The 15,561-nt window shown below is 42.5% G+C and carries 13 protein-coding genes; 5 read left to right on the forward strand and 8 right to left on the reverse strand.

The features are described from left to right. Positions 1 to 128: 128 nt before the first annotated feature. Positions 129 to 878, reverse strand: a complete 750-nt coding sequence (locus F0475_RS03340) for a nucleoside-specific channel-forming Tsx family protein (RefSeq protein ID WP_009434950.1) — start codon at positions 876 to 878, stop codon at positions 129 to 131. A gap of 98 nt (positions 879 to 976) precedes the next feature. Here F0475_RS03340 and trmD point away from each other — a divergent pair, with 98 nt between their 5' ends. After that, complete coding sequence (gene trmD, locus F0475_RS03345) at positions 977 to 1,663, forward strand: tRNA (guanosine(37)-N1)-methyltransferase TrmD (protein ID WP_155715360.1); 687 nt, start codon at positions 977 to 979, stop codon at positions 1,661 to 1,663. Between the two features lie 472 nt (positions 1,664 to 2,135). Here the strand turns inward: trmD and F0475_RS03350 are convergent, their stop codons facing one another. Both F0475_RS03350 and F0475_RS03355 read right to left on the reverse strand, forming a co-directional pair. After that, positions 2,136 to 2,594: a DUF6078 family protein gene (locus tag F0475_RS03350; protein ID WP_004382677.1), complete on the reverse strand. Its 459-nt coding sequence runs from the start codon at positions 2,592 to 2,594 to the stop codon at positions 2,136 to 2,138. 139 nt (positions 2,595 to 2,733) lie between these two features. Continuing rightward, positions 2,734 to 3,591, reverse strand: coding sequence for a patatin-like phospholipase family protein (locus F0475_RS03355; RefSeq protein ID WP_155715361.1), 858 nt, complete (start codon positions 3,589 to 3,591; stop codon positions 2,734 to 2,736). Between the two features lie 88 nt (positions 3,592 to 3,679). Here F0475_RS03355 and F0475_RS03360 point away from each other — a divergent pair, with 88 nt between their 5' ends. From F0475_RS03360 to F0475_RS03375, 4 genes are all read left to right on the forward strand, one after another. Beyond that, positions 3,680 to 5,086 carry an aminopeptidase P family protein gene (locus F0475_RS03360; RefSeq protein ID WP_155715362.1) on the forward strand — a complete coding sequence of 469 codons (1,407 nt, stop codon included), beginning with the start codon at positions 3,680 to 3,682 and terminating at the stop codon, positions 5,084 to 5,086. 86 nt (positions 5,087 to 5,172) lie between these two features. Continuing rightward, on the forward strand, positions 5,173 to 6,375 hold the full coding sequence (locus F0475_RS03365; protein WP_155715363.1) for a C1 family peptidase: 1,203 nt from the start codon (positions 5,173 to 5,175) through the stop codon (positions 6,373 to 6,375). Between the two features lie 655 nt (positions 6,376 to 7,030). Then, entirely contained in the window at positions 7,031 to 8,752 is a 1,722-nt protein-coding gene (gene recJ, locus F0475_RS03370) for a single-stranded-DNA-specific exonuclease RecJ (RefSeq protein WP_009436120.1), read from the forward strand. An 82-nt stretch (positions 8,753 to 8,834) separates the two neighbouring features. Then, on the forward strand, positions 8,835 to 10,733 hold the full coding sequence (locus F0475_RS03375) for a RecQ family ATP-dependent DNA helicase (RefSeq protein ID WP_155715364.1): 1,899 nt from the start codon (positions 8,835 to 8,837) through the stop codon (positions 10,731 to 10,733). On the opposite strand, the gene F0475_RS03380 is transcribed toward F0475_RS03375, so the two are convergent. The 5 genes from F0475_RS03380 to F0475_RS03400 all read right to left on the reverse strand — a co-directional run bounded on the left by F0475_RS03380 (position 10,722) and on the right by F0475_RS03400 (position 15,558). After that, positions 10,722 to 11,486, reverse strand: coding sequence for an acyl-[acyl-carrier-protein] thioesterase (locus F0475_RS03380; RefSeq protein ID WP_155715366.1), 765 nt, complete (start codon positions 11,484 to 11,486; stop codon positions 10,722 to 10,724). The two genes, F0475_RS03375 and F0475_RS03380, sit on opposite strands and share 12 nt — an antisense overlap. A gap of 187 nt (positions 11,487 to 11,673) precedes the next feature. Next, on the reverse strand, positions 11,674 to 12,804 hold the full coding sequence (locus F0475_RS03385; protein WP_155715367.1) for an OmpA family protein: 1,131 nt from the start codon (positions 12,802 to 12,804) through the stop codon (positions 11,674 to 11,676). Between the two features lie 308 nt (positions 12,805 to 13,112). Then, a complete protein-coding gene (locus tag F0475_RS03390) occupies positions 13,113 to 13,655 on the reverse strand; it encodes a 2-oxoacid:acceptor oxidoreductase family protein (protein ID WP_009436094.1) in 543 nt (180 codons plus the stop codon). 29 nt (positions 13,656 to 13,684) lie between these two features. Next, positions 13,685 to 14,452, reverse strand: a complete 768-nt coding sequence (locus F0475_RS03395; RefSeq protein WP_009436127.1) for a thiamine pyrophosphate-dependent enzyme — start codon at positions 14,450 to 14,452, stop codon at positions 13,685 to 13,687. Positions 14,453 to 14,472: 20 nt separating this feature from the next. Then, entirely contained in the window at positions 14,473 to 15,558 is a 1,086-nt protein-coding gene (locus F0475_RS03400; protein ID WP_155715369.1) for a 3-methyl-2-oxobutanoate dehydrogenase subunit VorB, read from the reverse strand. Positions 15,559 to 15,561 lie beyond the last annotated feature (3 nt).

A 15,561-nucleotide genomic window follows, 5' to 3' on the forward strand; every position in this document is an offset into this window, starting at 1 on the left:
CATGATAGCAACTTTGTAAGGTTGATTATTAAAAGGATCATAAAAAAGACTCACAACAATTATTGTGAGCCTTTTTAAGTTTACTATTCAACGACCTCGTTTATTTCGTCAACTCCTTTCCGTTCTCCCTAGAACGTCCACTTAGCAGCAATGGTTGGGATAGCATAGAAGCGGTTATTCTTACCCTCATCGTTATAAACGAAGTTGTTGCTAAGCTCAACCTCAGAACCTAAGGACAGATTCACATTCTTCATTCCCTTTAGTGTGTTAAGGTTAAACCAGAACTGTGGCTCTGAAATCATGATTAACTTGCCCTTTACATTCGGATTATACCAGACATCGCAGAAACCATCAAATGTGCAAAGTCCCTTTGCAAAGGTAGTACTCCATACTTCTGTCAACTGGAAACCACTAAAGGGATGCCAACCTTTATTAGCGTTCTTGAAATAATACTTATACATTAACTGAACGCTGAAGGTCTTAGAGAAATCCTTTGAAGCCCAGTTCCAAGCACCACCAAGGAGAACTGCATGCTGATAACGATTACCTACATAAGCACCATCTTTCAAGTTAGTTCCAGCACCACCATTATACTCTACATGGGCTGCCCACTGCTTGTTCTTTGAGAGATTAAACTCACGAGAAATCTCCCAATAAGCACCGATAGCACCATCGCGTTTATAGTCGATATCGGTGAACATGAAGGTAGAACCCCAGGTATCAGGTTTAAACATCTCAACAGTAGTCGTTACCGACATGCGTGATGAGAGATCTTTGTAAAGACTATGTCCTAAGTCGTAATGAACTTGAACATCCTGTGCCATAGCACTGCCAAAAGCTGCCATCAAAAGGATAGCGAGGGAAAAGAATCTTTTCATTTCGTTTTTAGTTTATTATTAGAAAACTGCTGCAAAGTTACAAAAAAAACTTAAAGTCTCAACGCAATAATAAAATAATACTTAACTTTGTAACACTTATGAGAATAGATATTATCACCGTTTTACCAGAAATGCTGGAAGGATTCGTGCATGAGAGCATCCTTGCCAGAGCCGAAAAGAAAGGACTTGCAGAGATTAGGCTTCATAACCTTCGTGATTATACAAAGGATAAGTGGCGCAGAGTGGACGATTACCCATTCGGCGGACAGGCTGGAATGGTTATGCAGATTGAACCTATTGATAATTGTATTAGTGCTTTAAAGGAAGAGAGAGATTATGACGACGTTATCTTCACCTCTCCCGATGGCGAACAATTCAATCAGAAGATAGCCAATGACTTATCAATGGGGGGTAATATCATCATTCTTGCAGGTCACTATAAGGGGATTGATCAGCGAGTACGTGACCATCTCATTACACGTGAGATATCTATAGGCGACTTCGTGCTTACGGGTGGCGAACTACCTGCTGCTATCATTGCCGACGCTGTGGTTCGACTCGTTCCAGGCGTTATCAGTGACGACCAAAGTGCGCTCTCTGATTGTTTTATGGACGATATGCTTTCCGCTCCAATCTATACACGCCCACGCAGTTATAAAGGATGGGATGTACCAGAGATATTGCTAAGCGGTAATGAAGCTAAGATCAAGCAATGGGAGTTCGATCAAGCAATGGAGCGCACAAAGCGGTTACGTCCTGATTTACTAAAAGGCGACAAAGACTAAGCGAACGATATTGGTCTAACCCACAATAGAAAAAGCTTTCTCTTTGAATTTATAGATTCAATTCAGTTATAAGGATTCCTCACAGCAATATACCTGTGAGGAATCCTTTATTTTTACCCATATAGACAGAGAAGATAGCATCATCTTCCACCATCCAATTAGACTACAATCTTACTCCTAATACCCATGTAATGCACCTATAAGTTAATGTACGATTGCACTTATACTTGACATCGCATCCTCCTTAGCCTTTATCAACCGAATTATACAAGTTTGTATAACGAGTTATACACGTCTGTATAATCAGTTATACACGTTTGTATAATTAGTTATACACGCCTGTATAATTCGCTATACAAACGTGTAGAACTCAATAGGTCTTATAGGAATACGATTGTACTGCTTATATAAGTATCATCGTATTACCTATATAAGCAGAAAAGAACTTATAATTGAAAGGCGAAGACTGTACTTACTTATAACGTTTCATGCGCATAAGCACGGGATAATGCTCTTCATAGCGATCGAACTCAATGCTCTGCCCGTCATAACCATTCTCGGTAAAGGCATCACGGACGTCTTGTTGTTCTTCTTCGGTGATGGCACGGAGCTGTTCCTTAACATGATAATAGGTAGCTGCACCGAAGCATTGCATAACGCTCAGTCGGACGCCACGCAAATCGGAGGCACGCACGTTGTCAAAGATGTGTGAGATTCCCCAAGCATAGCGTTCCTTGCGGTTAGATATAAAGAGCGGACAATTAGGCTTGCCCGTTATCACGTTCGGATTGGTTACCATATAACGATCTCGTGTGCAATTTGCAAGCATCTGATAGGCTACGTGGCGGAAGCATTCATTTGCTTTTCCACAATGAGAGCCAGGGCAATGAGCAAAATCAATGTCTAAAAGGTTATATTCCTCTTGTGTCATAATATTATTATTTCAAAATGTAATGGTTAGTTATTAACAGATACAAAGGTAATGATAATTTCTTACATAATGGCAAATAACTCGGACTGATAATGTGATGTGAAGCGCTTCCCATAGTTATTCGATTATATTTATCCCATTACTCGACATGTTCATTGATAAAGTCTTCGCCTAAGCGGAATCCTTCTTCATAAAGAGCTTCGAGCTTGTTGACATCCTTCTCCATTCTACCAACAACAACGGGCTTCTCTGGACGAATGACAAGTATCTTTCCTTGTTCTTCTAACTCGTCAATCAAATCTAACTGACGATTATACGCCTCTATACGATGACTTAATGCAACGCGTAGGCGGGGGTAATTACGATAGATAAACTTAGGTTGCTTATAGTCTTTACCCTTATCCCGCCATCCTTTATTACGTGTGCAAATCACTACGTTGGTTTCGTGCCCTGTCTCAATAGCGTGTTGAACAGGAATAGAATCAACGATACCACCATCCAACAAAGGTTTGCCATCTATGGTGACAATCTTACTTACATAAGGCAAACTAGAGGATGCCCGTGCTAACTCATTTAATCTCTTCGCATTGCCCTCAGTTTCAGTAAGATATTCAGCTAACCCAGTCTCACAATTCGTTACAACCATCTCATAAACTTCGCCTAACTTACTTTGACGGAAGTACTCATCATAATCGAAGGGAACAAGCTCAAATGGGAACTGCTTATACAACAACTCTGGATTAAAAATGCAGCCCTGTGTTACCAAATGACGCAAGCCTATATAATCATACTTAGCAAGCATATCTATGTTAGAAATACGTGCACGGCGAGGCTGTCTGCTCATATATGACAAGCCGTTACAGGCACCAGCCGATACAGCTACGACATACTTAAAACGAAGATTATACTTCATAAAAGCATCCAATACACCCGAGGTAAATACTCCGCGCATGCCACCTCCTTCTAATACTAAGCCCGTATTCCTATCAATTTGCATAAAAACTCGTTAAAAAACAACTGCAAAGTTAATAACTTTCAACCAAAAATAACTATCTTTGCAATCAAACCATCTAATTTATTGAAATATGTTTAGCAAAGAAACTTATGTAAACCGCCGAGCAGAGCTAAAGAAGCTCGTAAAGAGTGGTATCATCATTCTCTTTGGCAATAACGAATCACCTGCAAACTTCCCTGCAAATGGTTATTATCCGTTTCGCCAAGACTCGTCTTTCCTCTATTACTTCGGTATGAAGCGTGATGGGCTTGTTGGTGTGATTGATGCTGATAACGACACCGAGACACTCGTTGGTGACGACATCGACATTGATGACATTGTTTGGTATGGAAGTGTTGATTCAGTTAGAGACATGGCCAATGCCGTTGGCGTGGCTAACACAGTAGACATGAAAGGACTCAAGACGATTTGCAACAACGCATTGCGTGAGCACCGTAAAGTCCATTTCCTTCCCCCTTATCGTGCCGATATAAAGATTCAGATCTTTGACCTCTTCGGTATTCATCCTAACCAGCAGAAAGAATCAGCAAGCATGGATCTCATCCGTGCCATCGTAAAGATGCGTTCTGTGAAGACGCAAGAAGAAATCGAAGAACTGGAGCGTGCTGCCGTTATTGGTTATAAGATGCACACAACAGCTATGATCATTGCTAAACCTGGCGTAACGGAGAAGTACGTTGGTGGACAGGTTAGCGGTATCGCCAGTTCATACGGTGCAATGGTTTCTTTCCCAACCATCTTCTCGCAACATGGTGAGATTATGCACGGTATCCCATCAATGGCTGTATTGGAATCAGGTCGACTTGCATTATGTGATGCTGGTGCCGAGACCATCAACCACTATTGCTCGGATAACACACGTACTTTCCCCGTAAATGGCAAGTTTACGCAGAGACAATTAGAGATATACAAGGTTGTTGAGGAATGTCATGACGCTGCTTTGAAGTATGCGAAACCAGGAGTCAAGTATGCCGATGTTCACTTTGCTATTTGTCGTATTCTCTTCGATCGCATGAAAGAATTAGGCTTAGCAAAGGGCGATACAGACGCTGCTATTGCTGCTGGCGCACACGCAATGTTCCTGCCTCACGGATTAGGTCACATGATGGGTATGGACGTTCATGATATGGAATCATTCGACCAGATTAACGTAGGATTCGATGAGGAAACACGCCCTAACCTAGAGCAATTTGGAACGAACTGCTTACGTATGGGTCGCCGTCTGGAGGAAGGATTCGTGGTAACTGATGAGCCGGGTATCTACTTCATCCCTGCTCTCATTGACGAATGGAGAGCAAAGAAACACTGCGCTGACTTCTTGAACTTCGATAAGCTCGACGAGTATAAAGACTTCGGTGGAATACGTCTTGAGGACGATATCCTCATCACCAAGGAGGGATGTCGCTTTATTGGTAAAGACCTCATCCCTTACCATCCAAAGGATGTTGAAGAGTTTATCGCAGCCAACAGAAAGTAATTGATAACATATAATTAATAATTTCATCCAAGGCTGCCACTCAATGCAAAAGCTAACAATGGCAGCCTACTTTTATTTACAACTTTATGAAGAAAACATTAGTAGTAGCACTGCTCGCTTTGGTAGCGATAGGCGCTAACGCTGCAGACAAGAAAGAAGCACCCGCTTCTAACAAGCCTGTCTTTACGGTAGTAAAGCAGAATCCAATTACAAGTATTAAAGACCAGAACCGCTCAGGTACGTGCTGGGATTACTCCACACTTAGCTACTTCGAGGCGGAGATTCTCAAGAAGACTGGTAAGACTTACGACCTCTGCGAGAGCTTCGTAGCTAACAAGACCTACATGGATCGTGCCGTTCAAGTTGTTCGTCTGCATGGCGATTGCCAGTTTGCACAAGGCGGTTCTGCATACGACGTACTTTACACCATTCAGCACCATGGTATCGTACCAGAGAGCGCAATGCCTTTCCCAGGTTCACTCTATGGCGACTCATTGAATAACTTCAACGAGTTCTTCTCATTGATGGAACCATACGTAAACGCAGTTGCACGCAACAAGGCTAACAAGATTTCAGGTCAATGGAAGGTAGGATTGCAAGGCATTCTCGATGCTTACCTCGGCAAGTGCCCAGATAAGTTCACATACGAAGGCAAGCAATACACTCCAGAGACTTTCGCTGCAAGCCTCGGTGTGAATTGGGACGATTACGTAACCATTACCTCTTACACACACCATCCATTCTACACGACATTCGCTGTAGAAGTACAGGACAACTGGCGTTACCCACAATCTTACAACCTTCCAATGGATGAGATGATGCGTGTCATCGACAATGCCGTAATGAACGGTTACACCGTTGCTTGGGGTGGCGATGTTAGTGAGCCTGGTTTCTCACGCAAGGGACTCGCTTACATGGTTGATGGCAAGAAAGTTGAGAGCATGAAGGGCAGTGACATGGCTCACTGGCTAGGTCTATCTACTGCGAAGAAGAAGGACTTGATCGACTCTCTCGGCGTAAACGTACCAGAGATTACACCTACACAGAAGCAGCGTCAAGAGCGTTTCGACAACTGGGAGCTAACCGATGACCATGGTATGCTCATATTTGGTATTGCAAAGGATCAGAATGGTAAGGAGTACTACATGGTAAAGAACTCTTGGGGTGAGACTGGTGACTACAAGGGTATCTGGTACATGACAAAGGACTTCATTGCTGCTAACACCATGGATTACATGATTAACAAGAATGCAATTCCTAAGGATATTCGCAAGAAGATGGGACTCTAATTACTTAGATTCCAATCACAAATAACTCTTCCCGTTCCATAGCTATGGAGCGGGATTTTTTATGTCCTAAGCCTCTAAACAAATCAATCTTCCCCACTTTCACACATCAACAACACATCGTGCAAAACACCCTATACAATAGTATAAAGCACCCATAACCGTCCGTAAAACATAAGCAAAGAGGAAGAAAAGCATACGTATTGCATTTCATTTTCCCCGCATTCGCTTTCTTTTCTCAGGTGTTCTGCATTGTTTTGATACGTATATAATTACATTATCTAAGCGTGATAAAGTATTATCTAAGTCTGATAATTAATTATCTAAGTGTGATAATTAATTATCAGACTTAGATAATATAATAACATACGCATTGCGCAAATACAGAATAAGCACGGAAATAATACAAGATGCGTATAAAACAAACACGGAAACCGCAAGTGAGCGTAGTACATAAGGCTACTAAACAGATTCTTAGCCGTTCCTGAATATGCCATTCCCCTACCCTTTCACCTGCAAATACCTATCATAAAATCATACAAATAGCGGAAGAAACGAATCGGAGACATATCCTATCTAATACAAATATTCATCTTAGCCATCACGGCGGTTGGCTTTTTTTTTGTACCTTTACGGGCAGAAATAAAAATAAATTAAGATGCATTTTAAATGGAACTATACACCACCGACAACCGAACAGAGTAATGCTGCTAAGGAATTAGGTGATAAGTTAGGCATGAGCCCTACACTTGCATCTCTGCTTATACGTCGCGGGATAACGACGGAGAGTGCTGCGAAGAGATTCTTCCGACCACAGCTGGCTGACCTCATCAACCCCTTCTTAATGAAAGATATGGATGCCGCCGTTGACAGGTTGAACGACGCAATGGGGCATAAGGAGCGTATCCTTGTTTACGGAGATTACGACGTAGATGGGTGCACGGCTGTTGCACTGGTCTATAAATTCTTACGACAGTTTTATTCTAACATTGATTACTATATCCCCGACCGATATGATGAGGGTTATGGGGTGAGTAAGAAGGGAATTGATTATGCCGCTGAAACGGGTGTGAAACTTATTATCATCCTTGATTGCGGTATTAAAGCCATAGAAGAGATTACCTATGCTAAGCAGCGAGGAATTGATTTCATCATCTGTGATCATCATGTGCCTGACGAGACTATGCCGCCCGCAGTGGCGATATTAAACCCCAAAAGACCAGATGACTCTTATCCTTTTAAGAGCCTATGTGGCTGTGGTGTGGGCTTCAAGTTCATGCAAGCCTTTGCTAAGAATAATAATATTCCGTTCTCACGCCTCGTTCCCCTACTCGACTTCTGTGCCGTTAGTATAGCCGCCGACCTTGTGCCAGTGATTGACGAGAATCGTATCCTTGCCTTCCACGGATTGAAACAGCTCAACCAGAATCCCAGCTTAGGACTTAAAGCGATTATTGACATCTGTGGGCTGAATGGCCGGGAACTATCCATGAGTGATATTATCTTCAAGATAGGACCGCGCATTAACGCCAGCGGAAGAATGGAGAATGGTAAGAAGAGTGTGGATCTATTAGTTGAACGCGAGTATAGCCTAGCGCTCAATCAGGCAAAACATATCGATGAATATAACGAACAACGCAAGGACGTCGATAGGCAGATGACGGAAGAGGCGAACCAAATTGTGGCTCGCCTAGAGAGTCAGAAGCACCAATCCAGTATCGTACTATATGACGAACACTGGAAGAAAGGTGTCATCGGTATCGTTGCCTCCCGCCTCACTGAGATATATTTCCGCCCGACAGTTGTACTAACCCGTGACGAGAATCTTGCTACTGGTTCTGCCCGTAGCGTAGCTGGTTTTGATGTCTATGCGGCTATCAAGAGTTGCCGTGATTTACTTCTAAACTTCGGTGGACATACTTATGCGGCTGGCCTAACGATGAAGTGGTCGGATGTTAAGGAGTTCCGTAAGCGGTTCCAAGCATACGTAGAGGAGCATATTGAACCTGAACAGCGGGAAGCCATACTAGACATTGATGCCGTCATAGACTTCAAAGATATTACGAAGAAACTGCATAGCGACCTGAAGCGATTCGCACCTTTCGGACCTGCAAATCCTAAACCTATCTTCTGTACGTTGGATGTGTACGATTTCGGAACAAGTAAAGTCGTTGGACGTGAGCAAGAGCATATCAAGCTGGAACTCGTTGATTCGAAATCAAACAATGTTATGAATGGTATTGCTTTCGGACAGAGTGCGTCGGCACGATACATCAAATCCAAGCGTTCGTTTGATATTGCTTATACCATCGAGGACAATGTCTTCAAACGTGGAGCTGTGCAACTGCAGATTGAGGATATAAGACCTACAGAGGAGTGATAATCGTTGACGAATGTAGGGTGGTCAAGAGCGAACACCCAAGTTCAAAGTTACTAGGTCAAAGCTCAAAGTAGCAAGTCCAATGTCCTATCTTGACATTCTTCATAAGTACTGGGGGTATCCCGACTTTCGTGGTATTCAAAGAGAAATTATCGAGAGTATCGGTGCAGGGAAGGATACCTTAGGCCTAATGCCAACAGGAGGAGGAAAATCACTAACCTTCCAAGTACCAGCATTAGCCCAAGAGGGCGTGTGCATTGTCATTACTCCGCTTATCGCATTGATGAAAGACCAAGTGGAGCACCTTCGACACAAAGGAATAGCCGCAGCAGCTATCTACTCTGGGATGAGTAGAGATGCGATTGTAACAACATTGGAGAATTGTATCTTTGGTGGCGTTAAGTTATTGTACATCTCACCCGAGCGCATTAGTTCCGATCTCTTCCAAATCAAACTAAAACACATGAAAGTGAGTTTCATCACGGTTGATGAGGCTCATTGCATTAGTCAATGGGGTTACGACTTCCGCCCATCCTATTTGCAAATAGCAGTGATACGAAAGCTCGTACCCAACGTACCTATCCTTGCGTTAACTGCCACTGCCACACCTGACGCTATTGACGATATACAGGAACGACTCGGTTTCACAGAGAAGAATGTCTTCCGTATGAGCTTCGAGCGAAAGAATCTTGTGTATGTTGTCAGACAGGCAGAAGATAAAGAGGCGGAGATGGTTCATATCCTTCAATCAATACCAAAGACGGCTATTGTTTACTGCCGTAGTAGGAAGCGAACGAAAGAGGTTGCGCAACTGCTTATGCAGTATGGTATATCTGCAACATGGTATCATGCAGGACTGGAGCCAGCCGTGAAGGATCAACGTCAAAGTGAATGGCAACATAACAAGGTGCGTGTTATGGTTGCGACGAATGCCTTTGGTATGGGAATTGACAAAGCCGACGTGCGTGTGGTGGTACACATGGATTGCCCTAGTTCGCTCGAGGCTTATTTCCAAGAAGCGGGACGCGCAGGGCGTGATGGGCAGAAGGCTTATGCGGTTTTACTCTATAATGGGCATGACAACCGAACGCTACAAAAGAGAATCGAGGACACGTTCCCACCGAAAGAATCTGTACAACAGGTCTACGAGCACTTAGCTTATTTCTATCAAATAGGCGTGAATAGCGGTGAAGGCTGTACGTTTGAGTTCCCTATTGATAAGTTCTGTGCAACATTTAAACACTTCCCTATTCGAGCCAACGCTGCGTTGATTCTATTACAACGAGCTGGTTATATTGACTACGAACCGAACCCAGATAATAATGCACGTGTGCGGTTCTTGTTAAGACGGGATGACCTTTATCGACTTGATTCATTAAGCGAGAAAGAGAATGATGTCGTCATATCTCTACTTAGGAACTATGGTGGATTATTCACGGACTATGGTTATGTCGATGAGAGTTACATAGCGCAAGAGGCTGGTCTTGACCGCAATCAAACTTATATGGTGCTCGTAAATCTAAGCAAGAAACGCATCATAGATTTCATTCCTCGCAAGAGTATTCCACTCATTAGTTATAAGAGAGATCGTGTTGATGGTAGCGATGTCATACTGGATAAAAGCGTTTACGAAGAGCGGAAGGAGCAATTCCAGAAGAGCATTAATTCTGTTATTAATTATGCACAGAACGATAGGGTTTGTAGAAGTAGACAGCTGCTCTATTATTTCGGAGAGAAGAAATCAGTAGATTGTGAGCAGTGTGATGTATGTCTCTCTCATACTCATCACGATGATCACGACCAGCAAGAGGAGATAAAAGAAAAGCTCCTCGCAATGGTAGCTGATGGCGAGAGACATCTTGTGACAGAGGTTAGACTGCTTAATGAGGATTGGGATATGGTCACCAAGGTTATGAAGGAACTTATGGACGAGGAACAATTATTAATGGATGGGAGTTACCTCATTCTATCAGACAAATAACACCCTGCACCTACAAGTCTCTGTTTCTTCACAAAGTTCATTGCTCTTTGTTATTCTCACATTAAAGTCTAAATCTGAATCACGCTGCTCACGATAGAAATGTAAGCGATCGCCTTGATGAGACTCAGCTACGTATGCAATCTCAAGACGCTTAATTGTATGCTGACAATACCAATCTAAATCCCACAAGTCAAATATATGTTCAATATACTTAACAGAGTTGATGTGCCCATTCACATCCACATCACTATAATAGGTATCAATAGAACGAATAAGTGAAGCCTTATCTGTTATCTTCACACGTGAAGACTTACCAATCGGACAAATATAGTCTTTCTCTATGTATTCATTAATAAGACCTTCACGGATAGCAAAGATATCTGAAGGCTCACGAGTACCCGTGTCGATGAGTGCCCAAACGCTCTTACCATATCCATAAATGTGTCCTGACTCACTAACGACCTTAAAGTTGCGACTTGTAAAATACTTCATAGCATCATCAACCCATGTCTCAACATAAAACTTGTCGTATGCTTTAGGCATATCCTCCATTTCGATAGCGAGACGACTCAACACCCATGTTTTGTTGATAGTATTAAGATAATTCATGCCATAACCCCGCTCATTACTATGAAAATCAGCTGCATTAAGCATATGATTACCTAAATGTCCCATGAATAGATGATTAGAGAAATCGCAATGAAAAGGTTCTGTCATAAACTCATATCTCCCTATCTTTGATAACTTTTCCATCTCTCCCATATTTAATAAACAATGTATCAATACGAATCAATCCCAACTATTGGACAATCATTCTACAACCAAATCACTCAACAGAACTTAAACCCCATTCATCTAGAATAAGAAAAAGGGATGCACCCCTTGAGGTACATCCCATATTACTTTATAGAAGGTTTAACTTCTTAATTTGTATGACTGATTACTTTACGTAAACAACAGCCAAACGGTTAGAAGTTACACCCTGTACACCCTTACCAGTTGCCTCGTCAACGATAACGCCACGACCCTTGAGGTAGTTAGCAACTACGTCAGCACGAGCCTGTGAGAGACGATCGTTAAGTTCCTTAGAACCCTCTGGAGAAGCTGTACCAACAACCTGAACGTGAACACCCTCCTTAACGTTGTTAAGAGCAGCCTTAGCGTCGTTTGTAAGAGCAGACTTACCCTGAGCGAATGTTACGAATACGAGGTCAGATACAGTGAACTCCTTAACCTTAACAGCAGGAACCTCCTTAACAACCTCCTTAGTGATAACCTCTGGCTTACGGTTGCGGAGCTCGTTAATCTGTGCGTTCAATGCATCGATCTCAGCCTGGTCACGTGGAACAACGATTGTGAAGTTGTGTGTACCATTAGAGTTCTTGAATTTGTAAACAACACCTGCGTTCAACTGAACGAATGAGTTGTTGATGTTGTAAGCTGGCTGACCATCCTGTGCAACTGCCTTGTAACCATAGTTTACATCATGGTTAGCAACACCAGCTGCTGTAGGAACCTTAGAATAAGCCTTACCTAGGAAAGCGAAGTTGATAGAAGGCTCAACATAAACCTGCCACTGCTTCTGTGAACCGAAGTTGTAGGCGAAGTCTAAAGCAGCCTTAGAAGTCATGCGGTTACGCTGACCAGAAGTAAGATTCTCTACAGCCTTGTTGTTTGTAAATACGTGCATCCAACCAAGACCATAAAGTGCGCTAACCTCAAATGCACGAGGCTCACCCTTGTAACCACCAAAGAGGTTGCTCAAGTTTACAGTACCTAACAAGCTAACATTTGTAGCGCGAACTGCTGTACCTGTTGAGTGCCAAGGCTTGTTTGAGAAGTAAGCATTACCTTCAACTGCCAAACCAAAGACTGGAGTGAAGTAACGACCAATACGAAGACCAGCATTTGGATCGAGGTCGCTCAACCACTTGTGACCAGTAGTCTTAGTAGCAACACCACCATTAATACCAACGTAAACGTTGTCAAAAGCCTTGCTCTCTGCTACAGTCTGAGCAGAAACTGAAGCTGCCATAGACGCAGCAGCTAACATCAAAACTAACTTTTTCATTGTCTCTCTGAATTAATTAATATTTATAAATTATATAGTATCAACACTTTAATTGGCTGCAAAGTAATAAAAAAATAATGAAACAGCCAAATCTTTTCCATAAAAAGTTTACCATAATAGGGGTATAGTGAACAAATTAAACTATATTAGTGGAATAATAGAACAATCTAATATACGAAAAACTTAATAAGGTGTGCTTAAATGGACACAATCTTTTATAAATAGATTAAGGAGCCCATAGCATCACTGCTGGAGCCCCTTAAACAAATTAGAGAGTTATAAAAAATCAGGTTGCTTTGTATATCATTTTACTGCTGAACGATTATCTTCATTCCTTCTTCCACAGCTTGCATATTCAATGGAATTAAGTTATGATGACGTTCTGGCAGACTCTTATAGAGTGCTTTCTTCAAGCCGTCAGTACTTACAACAGGACAAACCTTAAGCAATCCGCCTAGGACTATCATATTGAAGACTTTGGCATTCTTCATCTCAGCAGCCTTGTCCATCGCATTGATTCGATAAACTATGATATCCTTACGAGCTGGTGGATTCATGACACCATAACCATCATATATAAGGATACCACCCGGCTTTACCTTTGGTTCGAACTTATCTAACGAAGGCTGATTTAGTACAATAGCAACATCGTACTTACTTAAGATAGGCGAAGATATGCGCTCATCACTGATGATAACAGTCACATTAGCTGTACCACCACGCTGCTCTGGACCATAAGCAGGCATCCATGTTATCTCTTTATCTTCCATTAGTCCTGAGTAAGCAAGAATCTTACCCATAGAGAGTACACCTTGTCCACCAAAGCCACTAATAATTATCTCTTTTTTCATATTACACCTTTATTATATATAGAGAAAGACTAAAGATTGGTTGTATCTTTTAGATCGCCCTTCTCATATTCAGGGAACATATTCTCACGCATCCACTCATTCGCCTTTACTGGAGAGAGTTTCCAACCACTATTACATGTTGCAACAATCTCTATCAAGGAACTACCTTTCCCTTGCATACTTGCCTCGAAAGCTTTGCGAATAGCACGCTTTGCCTTGTTAATAGAGGCAACTGTATCTACACTCTGACGCGTTACATAGCAAGTTCCTTTCAAATGACTAGCAAGTTCGGTGATATTTAAGTTGTAACCATGTAGTTCTGGTTCACGACCATAAGGACAAGTTGCTGTTTTCTGCCCCATCAATGTTGTTGGTGCCATCTGACCACCAGTCATACCATAAATAGCATTATTGATGAAGATGATTGGAATATTCTCACCACGATTCAACGCATGAATTGTCTCAGCAGTACCTATACATGCCAAGTCACCATCACCCTGATAAGTGAACACTAGACGATCAGGCCATACACGCTTAATACCAGTTGCCACAGCTGGAGCACGACCATGAGGCGCTTCCTGCCAATCAATATCAAGATAGCGATAAGCAAATACAGCGCAACCAACAGGACATACACCAATAGCCTTATCGGTCATCCCCATCTCTTCGATTACCTCTGCAACTAATTTATGAACCACACCATGTGAACATCCAGGACAATAATGCATTGTCGTATCATTCATCAAGGTCGGCTTCTTATACACCAAATTCTCAGGTGAAATTATATCATTTGCCATAATATATACGCCCTCCTCTCTTACTTTACTAACTTTTCTTTGAGTGCATTCACAATCTCTTCTGGATCAGGAACGATACCACCCAAACGCCCAAAATGTTCTACTGGCAAAGCGCCATCAATCGCAAGACGAACATCCTGTACCATCTGACCAGCGTTAATCTCACTAACCAAGATTCCTTTCTTGCCTTTGCAAAGATCAGCAAGCTGCTTACTTGGGAAAGGCCAGAGTGTGATAGGACGGAAGAGTCCAACCTTCAAGCCTTGCTCACGAGCTAGCTCGACAGCCTTCTCACCGATACGTGCAGCACTACCAAAACTTACGATTACATAATCTGCATCCTCACATTGCTGTGTTTCGAAGCGCACTTCATTCTCACGAATCTGACGATACTTCTCCTGTAAGTGGAGGTTTCTTTCTTCCATTATCTCTGGCTTCAATTCCAAAGAGGTAATGATATTAGGATTACGATCAGCTGTACGACCCATTGAAGCCCAAGGGCACTCCTTACGGATTTCCTCCTCTGTACGACGTGGCTTCTGTGGAGGAAGTACAACCTTCTCCATCATCTGACCAATCACACCGTCAGAAAGAATCATTGCAGGGTTACGATACTTGAATGCTAACTCGAAAGCCAAGTCAACAAAATCAGCCATCTCCTGTACAGAATTTGGCGCCAATACAATCACATTGTAATCGCCATTACCGCCACCACGTGTCGCCTGGAAGTAATCACTCTGACTTGGCTGTATCGTTCCAAGTCCAGGACCACCACGTTGTACATTTACAAATACACCAGGGAGCTCTGCACCTGCCATATAACTGATACCCTCTTGCATTAAGGCGACGCCTGGTGAAGAAGAACTTGTCAATACACGCTTACCAGCACCAGCACCACCATAAATCATATTGATGGATGCCACTTCACTTTCAGCCTGTAGGACAACCATTCCCGTGGTCTCCCAAGGCTTCAAAGCAGCTAGGGTTTCTATAATTTCACTCTGTGGAGTGATAGGATAACCGAAGTATCCGTCCGCACCACAACGAATTGCAGCATGGGCGATTGCCTCGTTACCTTTCATCAATTTTACTTCTTGTTCTGCCATAAA

It is taken from the genome of Prevotella vespertina, assembly GCF_009728485.1.
Classification (GTDB): Bacteria; Bacteroidota; Bacteroidia; order Bacteroidales; family Bacteroidaceae; genus Prevotella; species Prevotella vespertina.

Excerpts from the sequence above, each read along its gene's own strand:
- F0475_RS03340 (WP_009434950.1), bottom strand. The coding sequence starts at position 878 with ATGAAAAGATTCTTTTCCCTCGCTATCCTTTTGATGGCAGCTTTTGGC.
- trmD (WP_155715360.1), top strand. The coding sequence starts at position 977 with ATGAGAATAGATATTATCACCGTTTTACCAGAAATGCTGGAAGGATTC.
- F0475_RS03350 (WP_004382677.1), bottom strand. The coding sequence starts at position 2,594 with ATGACACAAGAGGAATATAACCTTTTAGACATTGATTTTGCTCATTGC.
- F0475_RS03355 (WP_155715361.1), bottom strand. The coding sequence starts at position 3,591 with ATGCAAATTGATAGGAATACGGGCTTAGTATTAGAAGGAGGTGGCATG.
- F0475_RS03360 (WP_155715362.1), top strand. The coding sequence starts at position 3,680 with ATGTTTAGCAAAGAAACTTATGTAAACCGCCGAGCAGAGCTAAAGAAG.
- F0475_RS03365 (WP_155715363.1), top strand. The coding sequence starts at position 5,173 with ATGAAGAAAACATTAGTAGTAGCACTGCTCGCTTTGGTAGCGATAGGC.
- recJ (WP_009436120.1), top strand. The coding sequence starts at position 7,031 with ATGCATTTTAAATGGAACTATACACCACCGACAACCGAACAGAGTAAT.
- F0475_RS03375 (WP_155715364.1), top strand. The coding sequence starts at position 8,835 with ATGTCCTATCTTGACATTCTTCATAAGTACTGGGGGTATCCCGACTTT.
- F0475_RS03380 (WP_155715366.1), bottom strand. The coding sequence starts at position 11,486 with ATGGAAAAGTTATCAAAGATAGGGAGATATGAGTTTATGACAGAACCT.
- F0475_RS03385 (WP_155715367.1), bottom strand. The coding sequence starts at position 12,804 with ATGAAAAAGTTAGTTTTGATGTTAGCTGCTGCGTCTATGGCAGCTTCA.
- F0475_RS03390 (WP_009436094.1), bottom strand. The coding sequence starts at position 13,655 with ATGAAAAAAGAGATAATTATTAGTGGCTTTGGTGGACAAGGTGTACTC.
- F0475_RS03395 (WP_009436127.1), bottom strand. The coding sequence starts at position 14,452 with ATGGCAAATGATATAATTTCACCTGAGAATTTGGTGTATAAGAAGCCG.
- F0475_RS03400 (WP_155715369.1), bottom strand. The coding sequence starts at position 15,558 with ATGGCAGAACAAGAAGTAAAATTGATGAAAGGTAACGAGGCAATCGCC.